20 protein-coding genes are annotated in these 17,869 nt (G+C 36.4%); 11 read left to right on the forward strand and 9 right to left on the reverse strand.

The window, feature by feature from the left end:
- Positions 1-91: 91 nt before the first annotated feature.
- The 10 genes from HGJ18_RS00575 (at position 92) to HGJ18_RS00620 (ending at position 11,421) form a co-directional block, all read left to right on the forward strand.
- Complete coding sequence (locus HGJ18_RS00575; RefSeq protein WP_253697090.1) at positions 92-1,042, forward strand: phosphoribosylaminoimidazolesuccinocarboxamide synthase; 951 nt, start codon at positions 92-94, stop codon at positions 1,040-1,042.
- On the forward strand, positions 1,039-1,518 hold the full coding sequence (gene purE, locus HGJ18_RS00580; protein ID WP_253697091.1) for a phosphoribosylaminoimidazole carboxylase: 480 nt from the start codon (positions 1,039-1,041) through the stop codon (positions 1,516-1,518). Before HGJ18_RS00575 ends, purE begins: the two co-directional genes overlap by 4 nt.
- 18 nt (positions 1,519-1,536) lie before the next feature.
- Positions 1,537-3,039 carry a hypothetical protein gene (locus HGJ18_RS00585; protein WP_253697092.1) on the forward strand — a complete coding sequence of 501 codons (1,503 nt, stop codon included), beginning with the start codon at positions 1,537-1,539 and terminating at the stop codon, positions 3,037-3,039.
- Between the two features lie 12 nt (positions 3,040-3,051).
- Positions 3,052-4,254 carry an S-methyl-5-thioribose kinase gene (gene mtnK / locus HGJ18_RS00590; RefSeq protein WP_253697093.1) on the forward strand — a complete coding sequence of 401 codons (1,203 nt, stop codon included), beginning with the start codon at positions 3,052-3,054 and terminating at the stop codon, positions 4,252-4,254.
- 5 nt (positions 4,255-4,259) lie between these two features.
- Complete coding sequence (gene mnmA, locus HGJ18_RS00595) at positions 4,260-5,360, forward strand: tRNA 2-thiouridine(34) synthase MnmA (RefSeq protein ID WP_253697094.1); 1,101 nt, start codon at positions 4,260-4,262, stop codon at positions 5,358-5,360.
- A 47-nt stretch (positions 5,361-5,407) separates the two neighbouring features.
- The gene (locus HGJ18_RS00600) at positions 5,408-6,994 is read left to right on the forward strand and encodes an ABC transporter transmembrane domain-containing protein (protein ID WP_253697095.1); all 1,587 of its coding nucleotides are present in this window, start codon (positions 5,408-5,410) and stop codon (positions 6,992-6,994) included.
- 234 nt (positions 6,995-7,228) lie between these two features.
- Positions 7,229-8,038, forward strand: a complete 810-nt coding sequence (gene thiD, locus HGJ18_RS00605) for a bifunctional hydroxymethylpyrimidine kinase/phosphomethylpyrimidine kinase (protein WP_002692777.1) — start codon at positions 7,229-7,231, stop codon at positions 8,036-8,038.
- A 242-nt stretch (positions 8,039-8,280) separates the two neighbouring features.
- Positions 8,281-9,213 (forward strand): ABC transporter ATP-binding protein, encoded by a 933-nt coding sequence (locus HGJ18_RS00610; RefSeq protein ID WP_002672287.1) that lies wholly within the window; start codon positions 8,281-8,283, stop codon positions 9,211-9,213.
- A complete protein-coding gene (locus HGJ18_RS00615; protein ID WP_253697096.1) occupies positions 9,213-10,268 on the forward strand; it encodes an ABC transporter permease in 1,056 nt (351 codons plus the stop codon). The genes HGJ18_RS00610 and HGJ18_RS00615 overlap by 1 nt, the downstream gene beginning before the upstream one ends.
- Complete coding sequence (locus tag HGJ18_RS00620) at positions 10,255-11,421, forward strand: ABC transporter permease (protein WP_253697097.1); 1,167 nt, start codon at positions 10,255-10,257, stop codon at positions 11,419-11,421. Before HGJ18_RS00615 ends, HGJ18_RS00620 begins: the two co-directional genes overlap by 14 nt.
- A gap of 39 nt (positions 11,422-11,460) precedes the next feature.
- Here the strand turns inward: HGJ18_RS00620 and HGJ18_RS12770 are convergent, their stop codons facing one another.
- The 7 genes from HGJ18_RS12770 to HGJ18_RS00655 all read right to left on the reverse strand — a co-directional run bounded on the left by HGJ18_RS12770 (position 11,461) and on the right by HGJ18_RS00655 (position 15,442).
- Positions 11,461-11,742, reverse strand: coding sequence for a CC/Se motif family (seleno)protein (locus tag HGJ18_RS12770; protein WP_301338926.1), 282 nt, complete (start codon positions 11,740-11,742; stop codon positions 11,461-11,463).
- Between the two features lie 132 nt (positions 11,743-11,874).
- Positions 11,875-12,288, reverse strand: coding sequence for a PIN domain-containing protein (locus tag HGJ18_RS00630; protein WP_253697099.1), 414 nt, complete (start codon positions 12,286-12,288; stop codon positions 11,875-11,877).
- Positions 12,272-12,505 (reverse strand): hypothetical protein, encoded by a 234-nt coding sequence (locus HGJ18_RS00635; protein WP_253697100.1) that lies wholly within the window; start codon positions 12,503-12,505, stop codon positions 12,272-12,274. The genes HGJ18_RS00630 and HGJ18_RS00635 overlap by 17 nt, the downstream gene beginning before the upstream one ends.
- 78 nt (positions 12,506-12,583) lie before the next feature.
- Entirely contained in the window at positions 12,584-13,651 is a 1,068-nt protein-coding gene (locus tag HGJ18_RS00640) for a hypothetical protein (protein ID WP_253697101.1), read from the reverse strand.
- Between the two features lie 98 nt (positions 13,652-13,749).
- Positions 13,750-14,499, reverse strand: coding sequence for an ABC transporter permease (locus HGJ18_RS00645; RefSeq protein WP_253697102.1), 750 nt, complete (start codon positions 14,497-14,499; stop codon positions 13,750-13,752).
- Positions 14,496-15,221: an ABC transporter ATP-binding protein gene (locus tag HGJ18_RS00650; protein ID WP_253697103.1), complete on the reverse strand. Its 726-nt coding sequence runs from the start codon at positions 15,219-15,221 to the stop codon at positions 14,496-14,498. The genes HGJ18_RS00645 and HGJ18_RS00650 overlap by 4 nt, the downstream gene beginning before the upstream one ends.
- On the reverse strand, positions 15,218-15,442 hold the full coding sequence (locus tag HGJ18_RS00655; RefSeq protein WP_002669948.1) for an AbrB/MazE/SpoVT family DNA-binding domain-containing protein: 225 nt from the start codon (positions 15,440-15,442) through the stop codon (positions 15,218-15,220). The genes HGJ18_RS00650 and HGJ18_RS00655 overlap by 4 nt, the downstream gene beginning before the upstream one ends.
- Positions 15,443-15,626: 184 nt before the next feature.
- Here HGJ18_RS00655 and HGJ18_RS00660 point away from each other — a divergent pair, with 184 nt between their 5' ends.
- Entirely contained in the window at positions 15,627-15,992 is a 366-nt protein-coding gene (locus tag HGJ18_RS00660) for a TIGR02328 family protein (protein ID WP_301338927.1), read from the forward strand.
- 35 nt (positions 15,993-16,027) lie between these two features.
- Here HGJ18_RS00660 and HGJ18_RS00665 read toward each other — a convergent pair whose 3' ends face one another.
- Positions 16,028-16,945: an SPFH domain-containing protein gene (locus HGJ18_RS00665; RefSeq protein WP_002677091.1), complete on the reverse strand. Its 918-nt coding sequence runs from the start codon at positions 16,943-16,945 to the stop codon at positions 16,028-16,030.
- The gene (locus tag HGJ18_RS00670; RefSeq protein WP_253697104.1) at positions 16,938-17,867 is read right to left on the reverse strand and encodes an SPFH domain-containing protein; all 930 of its coding nucleotides are present in this window, start codon (positions 17,865-17,867) and stop codon (positions 16,938-16,940) included. Before HGJ18_RS00670 ends, HGJ18_RS00665 begins: the two co-directional genes overlap by 8 nt.
- Positions 17,868-17,869 lie beyond the last annotated feature (2 nt).

Raw genomic sequence — 17,869 nt, forward strand, 5'->3', positions numbered from 1 at the left:
ATCGGAAAATTTAGAAATATATGTGAATACTTGAAAATTTATAAATCTTCATATATACTTGGTCGATATAAATTGACCTGAGGAGTTTAAAATGATTTCACGAAATGCTGCTTTTAGAGAATCTAATTTGCCTCTCCCTTCAAAACAAACCGGAAAGGTAAGGGATTGGTACTCACCCGAAGAAGGGAAAAGATTGATTGTAACCACAGACAGAATTTCTGCCTTTGACAGGGTTCTTACAGCCCTTCCATACAAAGGACAGGTTTTAAACCAGCTTTCGCTTTGGTGGTTTGAAAATACCAAGGATATAATCAAAAACCACATAATTTCTTGTCCTGATCCTAACTGCATTATCGTAACTGAAGTAAAACCTCTTCCGATAGAGGTCATAGTAAGGGGCTATATTACAGGCGTAACGTCTACGGCTCTTTGGTACAGATATTCTTTAGGTGAAAGAAATATATACGGATATGATTTTCCTGAAGGCTTGAAAAAAAATCAGGCACTTCCTAAGCCGATTATAACCCCTACCACAAAGGGCGGCCCTACAGGCCATGACGAAAGACTTACCTGCGATGAGGTTGTTTCTCAAGGTTACCTGTCAAAAGAACAATGGGACTTTGTACAAAAAGCAGCTCTTGCCCTTTTTGAGCGCGGCCAAAAAAGTGCAAAAGAAGCGGGCTTGATTTTAGTAGATACAAAATACGAATTCGGTGTAGACAAAAATAACAATATTCTTTTAATAGATGAGGTTCATACCCCCGATTCTTCACGCTATTGGAAACTCGATACTTACGAGCAAAGATTAAAAGAAGGGAAGGAACCCGAAAACTTCGATAAAGAATTTGTAAGAATGGCCTATGCAGCAAAGGGTTACCGAGGCGACGGAGAAATCCCCGAACTCGATGAAAAGGTTTGGAATGAGGCTATTCAGCTTTATATTACGGCTTACGAAAAATTGACAAAATCGAAATTTGTTCCGGGAGAATATCCGGCTGAAGAACGCATAGTAAAAAACTTAAAAAAGGCAGGCTTAATGTGAGACCTCTTGTAATAATACTTATGGGTTCATCTTCGGATATGGGCCACGCAGAAAAAATAGCTTCGGAGTTAAAGAGCTTTGGAATCGAGTATGCTATAAGAATAGGCTCGGCCCATAAAACTGCGGAGCATGTTGTTTCTATGCTAAAAGAATATGAAGCCCTTGATAGGCCGAAACTTTATATTACTATTGCAGGAAGAAGCAATGCTCTTTCCGGCTTTGTGGACGGTTTTGTAAAGGGGGCTACAATTGCTTGTCCTCCTCCATCCGACAGCTTTGGAGGAGCAGACATTTATTCTTCTCTTAGGATGCCCTCGGGTATTTCTCCGGCCTTGGTGCTGGAGCCTAAAAATGCGGCTCTCCTTGCTGCAAGAATTTTTTCACTTTATGATAAAGAAATAGCGGATTCGGTCAAATCTTATATGGAATCAAATGCTCAAAAAATAATTGAAGACGATTCCAAATTAAAAAGATAGAATTTATGGCGGAATAAAATGTACAAACGATTTTTTTTAATGGCTGCACTATGCTGCTTTTTTGTAATTAATCTTTATACTCAAAATACTGATGAAAAGTCAGAAGCCGATAATCCAAATTCTCCGGCTTATAAGATTGAAAGTGTTGAATACAGCATAAAAGGTCTTACTAAGGCCGGCCCTTTATCGACTAAAATACCTATAGACAAAAAACGGATATTTTTTTCACGTGAAGAATTCGACGCATATATTGCAGAGCTTAATACCGAATTCCATAACATGAGAACAATTGAAAGCTATGAAATTACTTTCGATTTTTTGGAGCCTCAGAATAATATTACTCCGGTAAAGCTTAAAATATATGTTAAAGATACATGGAATATTATAGCCTTGCCTTATCCGAGTTTTGATTCAAACAGTGGTCTTCAGTTTAAGCTTAAATTAAAAGATTTTAATTTTTTAGGTTCGCTTGAACCGCTTACAATGGATTTAATATATAACAGAAATAATGCCGGCAAATCTTCTTTCGAGTTTGGTGCCGGATTTGCATTACCTTTCCATATTAATCCGGTTAGATTTCTTTGGAACACTAATGCAGGAATTAGTATAAATGAAGATAAAAAATTCGGCTTTGATTTCGGCACAGGCTTAAGTGCTTCATATAAGTTAGGTGTTGATTGGCTCACTTTAACGGCTGGGATAACTCAAGGTATAAATGTCTCTGCTTCTCCGTCGGGAAAAGATTATTATCTTAAAAACGGATTTTATACATCTCTGGTATTTGATATATATAAAAATCAAACATTGGGCACAATCACATGGACTCCTTCTTTTGGTATAAACGGTAATTGGAAATTTAAAGAAATGACCAATGAAGAAAAAAAAGGTCTGAATATTAATTGGTCACATAGTTTTGGAATGGGCAAGGTAAACTGGGTAAATAATTTTAGACAGGGCTTTACGGTAAGTTTTGATAATAGCTATGGATATAACACCTATAAAAAAGGTAATATAGACGTTTCTTTTAATTTGGAAACGAAGGGTTTTTATTCTTTTTTAGACCGAGTAGGTTTATACGGCAGGTTCGATTTTTATTATAACTTGTTCAATAAAACTTCAGAAAAAAGCGGTAGAATCTTACGGGGTATTTTAAATAACCGAATTTCTACAGATACTGCCTTTAGTTTTAACTTTGATGTACCTATAAAAATAGGTGTTTTTAAATGGGAAGAAATTACCGGAGTTGAATGGACACGCTTTTTCGGCTTTGAGCTGCACATAACTCCGTTTTTTGATATGGCCTTGGTTCATGATAAAAATACCGATACCTATTACAATCCAAAACACGGCTGGTATTCAGGCGGCTTTGAGATAATAATGTATCCGATAAAAATGCGCAGTATTTATGCACGAATAAGTTACGGACATGATTTAAAAGAAATAAAAAATAAAGACGGTTATGCAAAACGTGACGGCAAACCTGTTTCCGAAATTTTTATCGGAATAGGACTGCATTATTAAAACGGAGGCAGAATGCGGTTTAGTTCCCATTACAAAATGGAAGGCGATGATATAATCGATTACGTCTTTGAGCATACACATTTTTTTGATTCGAATGAAAATTTAGTTTGCGAAGAAATAGGGGACGGAAATATAAACTATGTCTACCGTATTTTTGACACGAACACAAAAAAATCTCTTATTTTAAAACAAGCTGATGTTCAAACAAGGGTGCGCCCCGACGGATATTTAAATCCGGATAGGAGCATCCGTGAAGCTGAAGTTTTAAAACTATATAACGAATGTGCTCCCGGTTTTTCTCCGAAAATAATTTATGCCGATTCGGTTATGGCTGCAATCATAATGGAGGACATCGGTTCTTATTCTAATTTAAGAATGGAATTAATGGCCGGAAAAATATTTTACGGAATTGAAGAACTGATTGCACGGTTTATCGTCGATACAAGCCTGCCTTCCACGGATTTGGTTTTAGCTTATCAAAAAAAATTTAAAGCAGCAGCCAAATTTTATAATCCCGATCTTTGTAAGATTACTGAAGACTTGGTTTTTACTCATCCTTATAAGGATGTAAGGCAAAGAAATATTTTGCTCCCCGAAAATGCTGACTGGCTTAAAAAAAAGTTTTATGAAGATTCAAACCTCATTGCAAGGGTTGCAATCTTAAAGGAAAAATTCAATAACTATCCTCAAGGGCTTATTCACGGGGACCTACATTCGGGTTCTATCTTTGTAAAAAATGAAAATGAAGAAACGAAGATAAAAATAATCGATCCCGAATTCGCCTTTTACGGCCCTATAGCCTATGACCTTGGAAATGTCCTTGCTCATTTTATTTTTGCTCAAGGCTATGCAAAATATTCGCCTCTTTTTATTGATGAAGAAAAACAAAGGACGGACTTTTTATCTTGGCTTGAAGACGCAAAAAACAATCTATTTAAATTCTTCCATGTGTTTGCAAAAGATTTTCTTGTTAAGAATATAAAAGATCCGATTTATCAAAACGAAATTCTTATTGACAACTACATCGAAAAAATAAAAATTGATGCCGTTTCTTTTTGCGGCACCGAGTTAAATAGAAGGATAATCGGTTCTGCAAAAACAGCTGAAATTACAAACATAAAAAAAATCGAAAACCGTATTGCCCTTGAAAGGGATTTAGCTGAACTGGGATGTGCAATGATTTTAAACCCAGAAAAAATTTTAAGAGGATTTTAAGCCTGATGAAGGTGCTTGTTGGTTTGAGCGGAGGGGTTGATTCCGCTGTTGCGGCAAAACTATTGATAGATCAAGGCTATGATGTTACAGGCGTTACGATGCAGCTCTTGCCTAAACTTTCAGGTGTTTATAAAGAGCAGACCGATGATATTGAAGATGCAAAAAAAGTTGCAGACAAGCTCGGTATAAAACACATCGTATACGATATGAGGGAATCTTTTAAGGCTGAAATCATCGACTACTTTGTAGAAGAGTACAAACAAGGGAGAACGCCGAATCCCTGCTTTATATGTAACAGCAAAATAAAATTCGGTCTTTTTTTGGAACAAGCCTTAAAGGACGGCTTCGATAAAATTGCAACAGGCCATTATGCAAAAATAGAAAAAACCGAAATTGAGGGAGAAAAAAGATTTTTATTAAGACAGGCTGAGGATGTTCAAAAAGACCAAAGCTATTTTTTAGCCCTTCTTACTCAAGAACAGCTTTCCCGTTCTATTTTTCCTTTAGGTGATTTTACCAAAGAAAAAGTGAGAAGCATAGCCGAAGATGCCGGTCTTATAAATGCTCACCGTCCCGACAGCCAAGACATCTGTTTTGTTCCAGATGACGATTACACGAAGGTAATAAATGCCCTTGCTGCAGATTCTTTTAAAGAAGGAAAATTTGTTGATACAAGGGGAAATGAAATAGGCCGCCACAAAGGACTTCAATATTATACCATAGGTCAAAGACGAGGTCTTGCAATCGCGATGGGCTATCCCGTCTATGTTGTAAAAAAAGATGCAAAGACGAATACGGTTACCGTAGGCAAGGATGAAGAACTCTTTGCCGAAAGCCTCATCGCCTCAAGGGTAAATATAATCTCAAAAAAAACAATAGACAAAGAAATCGATATTGAGGTAAAAACACGATACCGCCAACAAAAGAAAAAGGCAAAATTGATTCCGCTTAAAAATGAGGAGTTTAAACCTACAGGAAAATTTAAGGTAGAATTTATAGAGCCTGAAAAAGCCGTCGCCGAAGGACAAGCCGCTGTTTTTTATACCGGTGATTATATCATCGGCGGCGGCATAATAGAATCGGTTGATAGAGTGGGAATACTTTAAAAATGAGCTTGACAGCACTATATAATATAATATAACAGGAGTTGTCTATGTTGTATAAAAAATCTTATTTTAAATTACATGCTAAAATTGTCTTACTTTCAATTATTCCGATTGCGTTTTCTGCTGCGATTCCATTGCTTTTAGGGAAAATAATAGATGACTTAAACAAGGGGTTTTCACCCGAAGTATTTAGAACCATAATAATTTGTTTTATCATTATCTTCGTTCAAAAAATTTTTAATTTTGTTGGGAACTATAATTTTAATACGGCAGAAAATATTGTTGCTGCTGCAGAAACCGAAATTCTTCTTGACGAGTTTTTAAGTGCAAAATCTAATTTAGCCGGTACATTTAATAATGAAAAACTTTTAAACCGTATAGCCAATGAACCTTATAAATTGGGTTCTCTTTATGGGGTAAGCCCTGTAATGCTTGTCGATAATATTATGATGTTTGTAGCGGCTGTTTGTGTTCTTTTATATTTAAATTGGCAGCTCTTACTTTTAACTTCTCTTTTTATTCCGCTGATATATCTTATAGGCTGCTTTGTAAGAAAAAACATTATGAAGTATTCGAAAGAAAGTTCTTTAGCCTCCGAAAAATTTCTTTTGCATTTAGGTGAAGCCTTAAAAGGTTTTTCGGATATAAAAATTTTTTCTGCCGAAAAGAAAATAAAAACATCCTTAACAAAGGTAAGAAGAGATATGTTAAAGGTGGAAAAATCGGAAGAATTTTATCAGCGGCTTTATCGGGATATAAACGGATTTTTGTACACCTCTTTACCTCTTGTAAATTTAGTCGCCGGTTTTATACTAATGAAATACGGAAAAACTACATTGGGTACTATAATTTCATTTTATATGTATGTAGGACGTTTTATTGAACCGGTACAAAATCTTGCCGACCTGCGTATGGCAATTTTAAATTCTAACGAAAAAAAGAAACTGGTTGATGAGATAAAAAAAGAATTTGCCGCCGATTTGGCAGGGCATAATAAAGCCGAAAACTTTAATTCCATTTTATTAAAGGATATAAAACATTCTTTTGAAAGTAAGGACATAAACATTAAAACCGATGTAGATATTTCATCGTCGGGTCTTTACGGTATTTCCGCCCCATCAGGTTTAGGTAAAAGTACTGCCTTAAAAATTCTTTCAGGGCTTTTATATTCCGAAACGGCTGCCGCTTATATCGGAGGTAAGGATGTCAAAACCTTAAACCCCGATTCTCTTAACGGAAATATTTTTTATATAAACGATAAGTCTATAATTTTTCAAGGTACGGTTAAAGAAAATGCCGAACTTACCGAAGATGCTCATATTACAAAAGAAGTCTTTGATTCTATTTTTGATGAAAGCGATAACCTTTCGCTTGAAACTAATTTGGAAACTGAAGGAACAAATATTTCGTTGGGACAAAAACAAAGGGTGGTGTTGTTAAGGTTTTTTGCCCTTAAAGAAGAACCTAAAATTATAATATTAGATGAAGCTCTTTCGGGTCTTGATGAAGTAAGGGAAACACAGTCTATCGAAGCATTGCGTAAGGCTTTCCCTCATTCAATTATCCTTTTTATAACTCACCGCAAAAAATCTTTTGCTCTTTGCGATAAGGTTTTTGAATTTAAAGAAGGATAATTGAATTTCTTAGCCTCAAGACAAACTTCAAAGAAAATGTTATAATTCCACTCACTAGGAGATAGGAGATATGATAAACAGTTCGGCAGAAATTCGGCCGCACTGTTTATCTATCGAGTTTTGTGCATTGCACAAAACATCGTATTATTGTATGCGGTTTGTAAACAAACCGCTTGAAAAAACTTTTTTCAGGATTTAATAATCCTTGCAAAAAGTTTTTATAGGAGATTTACTATGATAAAACTTGCAACAATTGCCGGATCGGATGCATCCGGAGGGGCCGGCTTGGAAGCCGACTTAAAAACATTTCAGGAGTACGGTGTATACGGAATGGCTGCCGTTACGGTAATTGCAACGATGAATCCAGATAAAGAGTGGGGACATGAAGTTTTTCCTCTCGACGAGCAAACCATAAGAGCCCAGCTTGAAACAATTTTTAAGGGCATAGGCGTTAACGCTGCAAAAACAGGAATGCTTGCAACAAATTATGCAGTTGAACTTTCTGCCGAATACTTAAAAAAATATAATGTAGAAAATTATGTACTGGATCCTGTTATGGTATGTAAGGGCGGAGACCTTGCCTTAAACCCCGAGCTTAATAATCTCATTATAAAAAAACTTTTGCCTTTATCAAGAGTTATTACGCCGAATCTTTTTGAAGCGGGACAGATTGCAAAAATGCCGACACCTTCTACAATCGAAGAAATAAAAGAAGCCTGTAAGATTATTCACGGAATGGGCGTTCCCTATGTCTTTATAAAGGGCGGTGCCAAGTTGAATGAGGAACAATCGGCTATAGATATTTTTTATGACGGCAAGCAATTTTTAAAAGTGGAAGGCGGGCTTATCGATACAAGGTGGACACATGGAGCAGGCTGCACAACGGCCGCAGCCATCGCCGCAGGCTTAGGTATAGGTCTTGAACCTTATGAAGCCGTAAGAAGAGCAAAAAAGTTTATCACTTTAAGCCTTCAAAACGGATTCCAACTTAATAAATGGGTCGGCCCCGGCAACCCTGCCGCATGGCGGAAGAGCTTTAATTAATTTGTAATTCCTGATGGGTAATGAGTAAGCCGCTTATTCGTGCGGAGGCTTTAATACCCCGACGCTTGCGCCGGGGTTGTTGATTACCTATTTTTAATTTTTAACCCTTCTTTAAAAAAAGTTTAAACTTTTCCTTATGACAAATGTCATATTTAAACTCCAAAAAATATGACAATTTTCAGTTTTAAAATTCCAAAAAAAATGTATAATTATCTATAAAAGATTCGCTTATGGAGGAAGTTATGATTTTAACGGTGAAAAATCTTGTAAAACGGTACAATGAAAAAACGGCACTTGATCACTTTAATATGGAAGTTAAAGAAGGCGAGATTCTGGGCCTTTTAGGCCCTAACGGATGCGGAAAAACTACAGCCATAAACTGTATGCTTTCCCTTTTAAAACACGGCAAGGGTGAAATCATCATTTTCGGCGAAGAAATGAAACCTAACGCGCTGCACATAAAAAAAAGGATAGGCCTTGTTCCTCAAGAGGTTTCGGTTTTCTATGATTTTACCGTAAGACAAAACATAGATTATTTTTGCGGTCTCTATGTGAACAATACTCAAGAAAGAAAAAAGCTGGTAGATGAAGCAATCGATTTTGTAGGCTTAAACAATTATGCTTCATTCCGTGCAAAAAAACTTTCGGGAGGCCTTCTGCGGCGGCTTAATATTGCATGTGGTATAGCACATAAACCTGAGCTGATTTTTTTGGATGAGCCCACAGTTGCCGTCGATGCCCAAAGCCGAAACTTCATTCTTTCAGGAATAAAGGAACTGGCAAAAAGAGGAAGTACCATCGTGTATACTACCCACTATCTTGAAGAAGTGGAAGAGCTTTGCGATAGAATCATCATCATGGATGAGGGACGAGATATAGCAAACGGCACCTTAGAAGAATTGCACAAGCTGATCCGCACAAGCGAAAAAATGGTTGTTGAATTTGTCGAAACTAAGGATAACCTGCAAGAAGAACTAAAAAAAATCCCTCATGTTCTGGAAGTTACCAAAAACGGAAACGAGTTTTTAATCAGTTTTGAAAATTCGATTAACAACTTAAACGAACTTATTTTATTTATCAATAATAATAGTTTGGCTTATACCAAATTATATTCGGAGTTACCCAGCTTAAACGATATTTTCTTGGAGCTTACGGGAAAGGAGTTAAGAGACTGATGAAATTCTTTTTACGCGAAATAAAATATTATAGTATCGGCATGTTTTATTCTTTAGACGGAATGTTTTGGACGCTTTTATATCCTATCCTTATGGCTGGACTGTTCTTTACAATATTTTCGGCCGTAGGTAATTCCGATACCGGTAAAATAGAAATCGGAATTGAAAAAGACAATCCTGTTTATTATCCGCTTAAATTTACAGGAATGTTCAATACAAAAATAATAGATGAGGCATCAGCAAATGAGATGCTCCGTACAAAAAAAATAAAAGCCTTTGTTGAAGCCGATCAATCTTTGAGGCTGAGCGAAGACGGATTATCTCAGACAATAACAAAAACCGTGCTGGATCAAATGAAACAAATCGAAGCCCTTAATATTCCAATGAAGTCTTTTGAATACGGTAAAAACTATATTGAAAGTAAAAACGAAAAAATGAGTTTGAGCATTATCTTGTTCTATTCTCTTTTGGCAATGGTTTCGATTTATACAATGTTCGGCTCGATAGAGATAGCTGTGAAAATACAGGGTAATATTTCAAAAATCGGAGCAAGAATTTGTACAACTCCCATTAAACGCTTTTATTCTTATCTTGCAGGAATTATATTTTATATTATCTTTAATCTTACAGCCAATCTCATATATATTTCCTTTGTGCTCTTTGTTTTAAAGATATCTTTTATTGCCGATTTTAAAATTACTCTTTTGCTCTTGATATATGCGAATTTTTTTGGAGCAGCTCTCGGCTTATTTATAGGCTCAACGCCTATTGGAGATATTCTGTCAAAAAATATGATATGTGTTTTTACAAGTCTTTTTTTAGCTTTTCTATCCGGTATGATGGGGCCTGAGGTAAAAATGTCTATTGAAAAAACAATACCGATTTTAGGGACAATAAATCCTATAGCTCTTTTTACTACCAACCTTTATAACATAAATATTTTGGGAGAATATAATGCAGTACCGTTATTTTTTATTGTCTACACAATAGGTATCATAATTCTTTTATCTCTTTCATTTATTAACTCAAGGAAGGTGCAATATGATAGTTTATAAAAACTTTTTAAGATTAATTTGTACAAAAGTAATAAGTACTATTATTTATGTTGTTATTTTTTTGTTTATCAGTTTTATGACATTAAAGTCTCAAAATTCTCAGGTAAGCGAGTTTGCAGAAACACCTTTAACCGTAAATATAATCGATAGAGACGGTTCAGAATTATCGAAGCATTTAATTTCTTATTTGAAGTCAAAACATGATGTTATTATCATAGACGAAAAAGGTAAGACCAATGAAGAAATTTTACGCAAGTTAAAAAAAGATATTTCTCTGCAAAGAATACATGCTGGGATTATTATAAATAAAAATATGGAAGAAAATGTAATGAGCGGTAAAAAGGCCCTTATAACTTTTAAAGATGACAGAAAAAAATCGGGCTTTTATATGGATTTACAGCTTAATACATATTTAACCTTTGCCGCAAGTGTAAAAAAGACTCAAGGATATTTCGATTTTCAGAGAATCGAAAAAGCTCTTCAAGTAAACACAAAGGTGAATAAGATTAGTTTTCAGAAGAACACTTCGGTAAATATTTGGTTTAAAATATTTTTTAACTTTTTAGGATGGATAGTTTTTTCTGTTGTTCTTAATTCTGTAGGCTGGGCGATGTTCGAGTTAAATAACGAACGCTTAAAAATGCGGAATAATGTTTCTCCGGTATCGACTTTTCGCTTTGTTTGTGAAAACTTTTTGGCTCAATTAACGATAGTAATTTTTATTCTTTCAATATTGATAGGTTTTGCTATTATTACAAATATAACGAGATTGGAAAACATCCCTCTTTTATTATATACATTTAATGCCTTAATGTACACGGCTGTTATTTTAAGTTTAACTTTTATGCTTAATTCTTTTTTAAAAAAAGGCTCTGTTATGGGTATACTCGGTACGGTTCTGCCTCTTTCGATGGCCTTTATTTCGGGTATCTTTGTTGAACAAGAATTGCTTCCCGATTTTATTGTAAATATCTCCCGCCTTTTCCCGACCTATTATTACATAAGGGCAAACGAATTTACTCAAGTTAATTTATCGATTGATTGGAAAAATATAGGAATGCTCTTTTTATTTCTATTTCTCTATTTTACGGTAGGAACCTACTTTTCAAAATTAGGAAGGTCTCAAAGCAAGATAGAATTTGCTCAGCAATAAAAAAAGCCGGTAAGATTTTTATCTTATCGGCTTTCTTGTTTAAATCATTCCTTCAACCATCAGCTTTTCGAACCATAAAAATGTTCCGACGGTAATAGTTAAAGTTCCGTTAACAGAGGGGGTTCCCTTTTTAACGTAAACGGTAATTCCGTTGTCTTCCAATTTATCGAAATTACCGATATTATTGGGCACGCCGACATACACGGTCGGTTCTAATCTCGTACCGCCTCAAGATGCACACATTTGAAGTGCACAATAAACCGAGGTTGCATTTTTTTCTTTGATTTTATCTCTCGCAGAATCTTCAACTCTAACATTCATGTTGGGCCTCCAAAAAATAATTGCAGTCTGCCTTTATCAATACCTCTATGAATTGTTTTAAGGCTCTTACAAACCTAAGATAAAAACTTTTTGAATGAAAGTCAAGACTTTTAAGAAAGTTTTTTGATATGATTAATGAGTAAATTGGACTATAAAGTCTTTTGGAGAAATTATTTGTAAATTCGAACCATTAAAATCAGATATATTTCTGGTAATAATCATACTACAATCATGCGATTCAGCTACTGCATTTTGTAAAGAATCTTCAAAATCAGCCCAATCTGAGTCGATTGCTGACATAATTTCCTTATCGGAAATATCTGCCACTGTTATAATCTGTAGAAGAGTTTTTATAAGGTTTTTAACTCTGATTTTGTCCCTCAATTCTTTATAAGCTATATAGTAAATATCCGTAATCGCCGATGCAGAAACATATGCCTGAATATTCCCACATGTAAGTTCTAATACAGCAATAGCATCTTGTACAAATGAAGCTCTATTTAATAACACATCCAGTATGACATTTGTATCAATTAGGACTTTCATATTTTTTTAATCTCTCTTTCCTGTAATCATCAAGGGATTTTCCTGTATCGGGAATTGCACCGACTAGAGATTTTATAAGATTTATTTTAGACGTTTGTCTTAAATTAGACTTAAAAACTCTATAAGTTATAACCACCTCCTGACCTTGCCGGAGTTTTACAGGAGAATCTAAAACTATTTGAGTTCCATTGTAATAACCTTTTACAGTTTCCAGCATATACTTACCCCTCCATGTCATGATTATTATATCATTTTTAAAGAAAAATTTACAGTCCTTTTTTAAATCTTTATACCCTTAAGCCGAACAATCACAGTCATCTACAAAGAGCAAAAACCAATTATCGGCAATATCGAAAAAGTAAAAGGTCTTTTTTATAAAGCCTCCGTCTAAGACAACTATTTTTAAGATTGCCTTATAGTTTTTTGGTAAGTCTATTTTTAAGTTCTTTATTTCATCACCTTCAAAACTTGCAGGATCTACGGCCTCGGGGATTTCTTTGACAATGGCACAATATACGCCGTCTTTATCTTTCGACTCTTCACAAAATCCGCCGTCCGGCATTCGATTGTAAAAGGGGATGGAGCCTCCGAATTTATTGGCCGAGGGTTTGGTAGAAAAATCGGCGCTTTCATCAAAGCCGAAACCATCCTCAGCCGAAAAAAGAAGGGAAGCCGCACCGGGATTATAAAAACGCCTTATGCCGTAATCAGGGTGAACAAAATCGGCTAATTTTGGGCTTGAATTTTTTAAAAGAAGATTAAAGTTATTTTCCCAATACACATTCGATAAAAAAGAAAAAGCAAAGGAGATGAGCGTTCCTTCATCATAAGATTTTTCGTCTTCACTTCCTTCTTGGGAAACTGATGCCGAAGTCAGTTCAAAAGAATCTATTATATGAGTTAAAATATCCCTATATGTATCATATTCTTTTTTGTTATATTCAAATCTGATCGTATAAAACTTTTCATTTATAGCAAGGGCCTGACAAAAAAACATCTTGTCCTTTGAATAGCCTTTTAAAATAAAACCGTCACGGCCCATATTTTTATCGCTTATTGTAAATTTTTCCGCTTCTTTTTTTTCGTAAAGGTCAGCAGTTTTAAAAATAAACTCGGGGCCGGAATCTTTTAAGTCCGAAACTGAAACCGATAAGGTTACCTCTCCGTCATTGCTCGTAAATACTTGTTCTGCAGGAGAGCCGTCTATAGGTTTTAAAATTTCTGAAGGATAATCGATTTCATAACCTGCTTCCGTATTTGTGTAGGTTAAATATTTTCCCGTAAATTCGGGATTTCGTTTTGAACAAGAAGATATAAAAATTACTGTAAAAAGAATAAAATAAACTTTTCTTAGATTAAACATATTTTCCTTTTGGATAATCCATCTTTAAAGTATAATTTGTACCATTTATAATACAAATATAAGATAATTTAGTTTTCATGTCAATAAACTATTTTATTTTATACTTTCTCACCGTTCATTTTACGTTGAAAGACAATAATAGCAAGAACGAAGATGACTAGTGTATAGATCATTACAACAGTCAGATGAGAAAAGGCATGACCGAAATTACCGCTTAAGGTCGACTTTATTGCTTCCGCACTATGATAAAATGGCAGGATATTTGTTATTTTTTTAAAAGCTCCGCCTATTAAATCAATCGGAATAAATACTCCGGATAACCATCCGGCGACATTTGTTAACAAGGCTCCGCAAACTCCTCCGACTGCTTTATCATTCATAAGACTGCCGAAGAGCAGTCCTGTTCCCACGAACAGTAGAGAGGTTAAAGCTGTCACAATCACCGCAAACAGGAAGTGAATAGTTATTTCAAGACCAAAAGCTCCTGCCGCCAATAAGGTTATCGCAGCCTGTACTATTGTCATAGCCAGCATAGGCAAAGTGTAGCCCAAAATAAAATCTACGGAAGTCATAGGAGAAGTAAACAGGCGCATTAAGAAAGATGAAGTACGGTCTTTTGATAGCAGCATACCGGAAAATAATGCCATAAATACACTCCCAAACATCGCTAAGCCGGGAGCAAGATCTCTTATTTCAAACATAGGATTTTCGGCTTCAGGCGGAATGGCATTATTAATAATGGATAGAAGAATCAACAATATGATAGGAAATCCCAAACCGAAAAAGAGATTTATGGGGTCTCGCAAAACTTCTTTTGTATTTCTTCTTGCAAATAAAAGTATCCTCATAACACACCTCCGGAAAGTATAACAAAAGCGTCCTCCAGCTTGACAGTATCTGTTTGCGTAGTTAATTCCTGTACCGTACCTATTGCTTTTAACTTGCCTTTTGACATTATTCCGACACGGTCGGACAGCGTTTCAACTTCATCCATATAATGAGTTGTGAGTATAATTGTCACTTTTCCTTTTAATTCTTTGATGGATGCCCATAACTCACGGCGAGCCAATACATCAAGTCCTAGGGTAGGTTCATCGAGAAATAAAATCTGCGGATCTGAAATCAGTGCCATTGCAATAGAAAGGCGCCTCTGCATACCTCCCGATAAGTGTTTTGCTTTTTTGTTCAATTCATTTTCCAATTTGAATTTTTGAGCTATCTCGTAAGCGTTTTTCTTTGCTGTTTTACTGTCTTGTCCGTAGATTCCCGCAATAAGTTCCAAGTTCTCTAGAACCGACAGATTAGCGGCTACCGCCGTTTCCTGAGGAGAAATATTTATTTTTTTCTTTATTGCATGGGATGCTGAAATAATACTGTTGCCAAGCAACAAGGCATCACCGCTCGTGGGTTTTATTAGACAAGAAAGCATTTTAATTGTTGTGGTTTTTCCGGCTCCGTTCACACCGAGTAAGGCAAATAATTCACCTTGCTCAACAGTTAAATTAAGATTATCTACAGCAGTTATACCGCCGTATTTTTTTGTAAGCTGTGCAGTTACAATGGCACTCATTCTTCGTCCTCCTTTGGTACATTACCTCCGAAAATATTGTCGATAATACTTGCAAACATATTTTTAGGCGGAATGGCGATGCCTTGATTTATATCTCCCAAAACAATCAAGGTATCACCGGGATTAATGTTGAAAACATCACGGGCTTCTTTAGGTATAACAAACTGCCCTTTCTCTCCAACCTTAACCGTCCACGCATATTTTCCTTTTGGATAACCCATTTTCTCACCTCCAAACATAAAGTATGATTTGTATGATTTATAGTATAAATATAACATAATTTACTTTTCATGTCAATAAACTATCGGATAAATTTAATAAAGAACTTGACTATGAACTCCTAATGATATATTCTCTTTTGATGATTAATATCAAACTTGATATTACTTTGAAGGATGGGGAAATATGAGACTATGGCATGAAGACATGATCGGCAAACTGCCGCGGCAACAGCTTCTGGGGCAACATAGGGAGTGCTGTGCCTTGCGAGGAAACGGCTGGGGCAGGCGGCATGCGACAGTCGACTATGTTTTTCGCAGTTCGCCCTATATGCTCTATCGATACCACCGGCTCATTATGGAAGAGATGCAGCGGCGAGGTTACATAGTGAGCCCTGAATGGATGGACAAGAACTACCGCGGCAAGACCTGTCCGTGCTATGATAATTTGAAGGCTGTTAAAGTAGGGAAGCCCATCTATGCCGAACACGATGATAACTATTATCTTGAGTGTGTCGAGAATTTAAAAGACAAGGGAATTAAGCTGGAATAAAAAATGCACTGCAAAAGTTTTGCAGTGCATAAAAACTATTGGATTATTTCTTCGGCCATGTCGATGGTCATTTTCTTTATGTCTGTAAAATCTGCGGACATAATTATCTTTGTATTTTCATCTATAGAGCTTAAAGCGTTTATCCATTCTTGCGAAACGGTGAGCTTTGCAGCTTCCATACCGCCTTGAATTTGGGTAGAAGCGGCAATTTTTTTGATACCGTCGGCAGTGGCTTCGGCAACGGCAACAATTTCGCGGGCCTGACCTTCCGCTTCGTTTATCATTCTTTCTTTTTCACCTTCGCTTATGTTTACGGCCTCTTCATAAGCCGCCCTTGAAAGATTGATAACCGTTTCCATCTCTCCGACCGAGTGAGCTATTTCTGCACGCTTTTCTCTTTCAGCCTTCATCTGGTTTTCCATGGCATCCATAATAGAATCGGAAACTCTTATGTTTTGAATTTCATAGCGGGTAACTTTTACGCCCCAAGGATCCGAAGCTTCATCTACGGCTTTTACAACCTGAGCGTTTATCTGTTCCCTTGCTTCAAATGTGTCGTCCAAATCCAGCTGTCCTACTACGGAACGCATGGTCGTCTGTGCAAGCAAGATAGTTGCATAGCGGTAATCGCGTATACCGTAGCTTGCCTTAATCGGATCAAAGACTTGAAGATAGAGGATTCCGTCAATGCGTACCTGAACGTTGTCCTTGGTAAAACAGTCTTGAGCGGGAACATCTATGGCCTGTTCTTTTAGATTTTGCTTATACTTTACTCTATCCAAAAACGGAAATAGAATATGAAAACCGGCATCCAAGGTTGTGTGATACTTGCCTAAGCGTTCTACAATCAGGGCAACCTTATGCGGAACAATTCGAATGCTTCTAAAAAGAGCCACAATAAAAACTATGGCAATGATTGCCGCAATAACAATCGGGATTATAAAATTAAGCATTTTGACCTCCCTTTATAACCTTCACTTCTTTTCCTGCATTTTTAATAATATCGCTAAAGGCTGCAAGGCCTGCAATGTTTTCGGGGTAAACCGAAACATTTGATTTTTTAATAATATGCTCGAACCTTTGAATATAGTTTTCTGCAAGACGGATACCCATAGCCGTTCTTCCTCCCGGCTGGGAAAGTGCATCTGCAATTAAACGCAAACCTTCGGCTGTTGCATTACTCGTTATCTCGATAGCCTTTGAGCGGCCTTCGGCAAGATTTATCCTTCGCTGCTTTTCGCCCATAGCCTTGTTTATAGCTTCTTTCTTTTTACCCAAAGAAATATTTATTCGGGACTGCTGTTTTCCTTCACTCGAAAGAATATTAGCCCGCTTTTCGCGTTCGGCCCTCATCTGTCTTTCCATGGCTTCGAGGATTGTGCGAGTTGGTGTGATATCCCGTATTTCGTAGCGGGTAACCTTTATGCCCCAGTTGTCGGAGGCTTCATCGAGGGCCTTTACTATATTGTCGTTTAAGCCTTCTCTTCCGCAAAAGGTTTTGTCAAGTTCCAGCTTTCCTATTTCGCTTCGCATAGTTGTCTTTGCAAGCTGTGCGACTGCATAGCGGTAATTATCGATTCCGTAGCTTGCCTTAACCGGATCGAATATTTTTAGATAAAGAATTCCGTCAACCTGTACCTGAACGTTATCGGCCGTGATACAAACTTGAGGATCTACGTCCAAGGCTTCTTCCTTTAGATTTTGCTTATAAGCAATCCTGTCTATAAATGGGGTTAAGATATGGAAACCCGCAGTAAGAGTCCGCGAATATTTTCCAAGCCTTTCAATAACATAACTTTCCTGTTCCGGAACTACAACAGCTATCGAAAATAAAATAATAACCGCTACGACCAGAGCAACATATAAAGCTATCATCA

Origin of the sequence: Treponema denticola, assembly GCF_024181405.1 — a bacterium.
In the GTDB taxonomy this organism is placed as follows: domain Bacteria; phylum Spirochaetota; class Spirochaetia; order Treponematales; family Treponemataceae; genus Treponema_B; species Treponema_B denticola_D.

Excerpts from the sequence above, each read along its gene's own strand:
- HGJ18_RS00575 (WP_253697090.1), top strand. The coding sequence starts at position 92 with ATGATTTCACGAAATGCTGCTTTTAGAGAATCTAATTTGCCTCTCCCT.
- HGJ18_RS00585 (WP_253697092.1), top strand. The coding sequence starts at position 1,537 with ATGTACAAACGATTTTTTTTAATGGCTGCACTATGCTGCTTTTTTGTA.
- mtnK (WP_253697093.1), top strand. The coding sequence starts at position 3,052 with ATGCGGTTTAGTTCCCATTACAAAATGGAAGGCGATGATATAATCGAT.
- mnmA (WP_253697094.1), top strand. The coding sequence starts at position 4,260 with ATGAAGGTGCTTGTTGGTTTGAGCGGAGGGGTTGATTCCGCTGTTGCG.
- HGJ18_RS00600 (WP_253697095.1), top strand. The coding sequence starts at position 5,408 with ATGTTGTATAAAAAATCTTATTTTAAATTACATGCTAAAATTGTCTTA.
- thiD (WP_002692777.1), top strand. The coding sequence starts at position 7,229 with ATGATAAAACTTGCAACAATTGCCGGATCGGATGCATCCGGAGGGGCC.
- HGJ18_RS00610 (WP_002672287.1), top strand. The coding sequence starts at position 8,281 with ATGATTTTAACGGTGAAAAATCTTGTAAAACGGTACAATGAAAAAACG.
- HGJ18_RS00615 (WP_253697096.1), top strand. The coding sequence starts at position 9,213 with ATGAAATTCTTTTTACGCGAAATAAAATATTATAGTATCGGCATGTTT.
- HGJ18_RS00620 (WP_253697097.1), top strand. The coding sequence starts at position 10,255 with ATGATAGTTTATAAAAACTTTTTAAGATTAATTTGTACAAAAGTAATA.
- HGJ18_RS00630 (WP_253697099.1), bottom strand. The coding sequence starts at position 12,288 with ATGAAAGTCCTAATTGATACAAATGTCATACTGGATGTGTTATTAAAT.
- HGJ18_RS00635 (WP_253697100.1), bottom strand. The coding sequence starts at position 12,505 with ATGCTGGAAACTGTAAAAGGTTATTACAATGGAACTCAAATAGTTTTA.
- HGJ18_RS00640 (WP_253697101.1), bottom strand. The coding sequence starts at position 13,651 with ATGTTTAATCTAAGAAAAGTTTATTTTATTCTTTTTACAGTAATTTTT.
- HGJ18_RS00645 (WP_253697102.1), bottom strand. The coding sequence starts at position 14,499 with ATGAGGATACTTTTATTTGCAAGAAGAAATACAAAAGAAGTTTTGCGA.
- HGJ18_RS00650 (WP_253697103.1), bottom strand. The coding sequence starts at position 15,221 with ATGAGTGCCATTGTAACTGCACAGCTTACAAAAAAATACGGCGGTATA.
- HGJ18_RS00655 (WP_002669948.1), bottom strand. The coding sequence starts at position 15,442 with ATGGGTTATCCAAAAGGAAAATATGCGTGGACGGTTAAGGTTGGAGAG.
- HGJ18_RS00660 (WP_301338927.1), top strand. The coding sequence starts at position 15,627 with ATGAGACTATGGCATGAAGACATGATCGGCAAACTGCCGCGGCAACAG.
- HGJ18_RS00665 (WP_002677091.1), bottom strand. The coding sequence starts at position 16,945 with ATGCTTAATTTTATAATCCCGATTGTTATTGCGGCAATCATTGCCATA.
- HGJ18_RS00670 (WP_253697104.1), bottom strand. The coding sequence starts at position 17,867 with ATGATAGCTTTATATGTTGCTCTGGTCGTAGCGGTTATTATTTTATTT.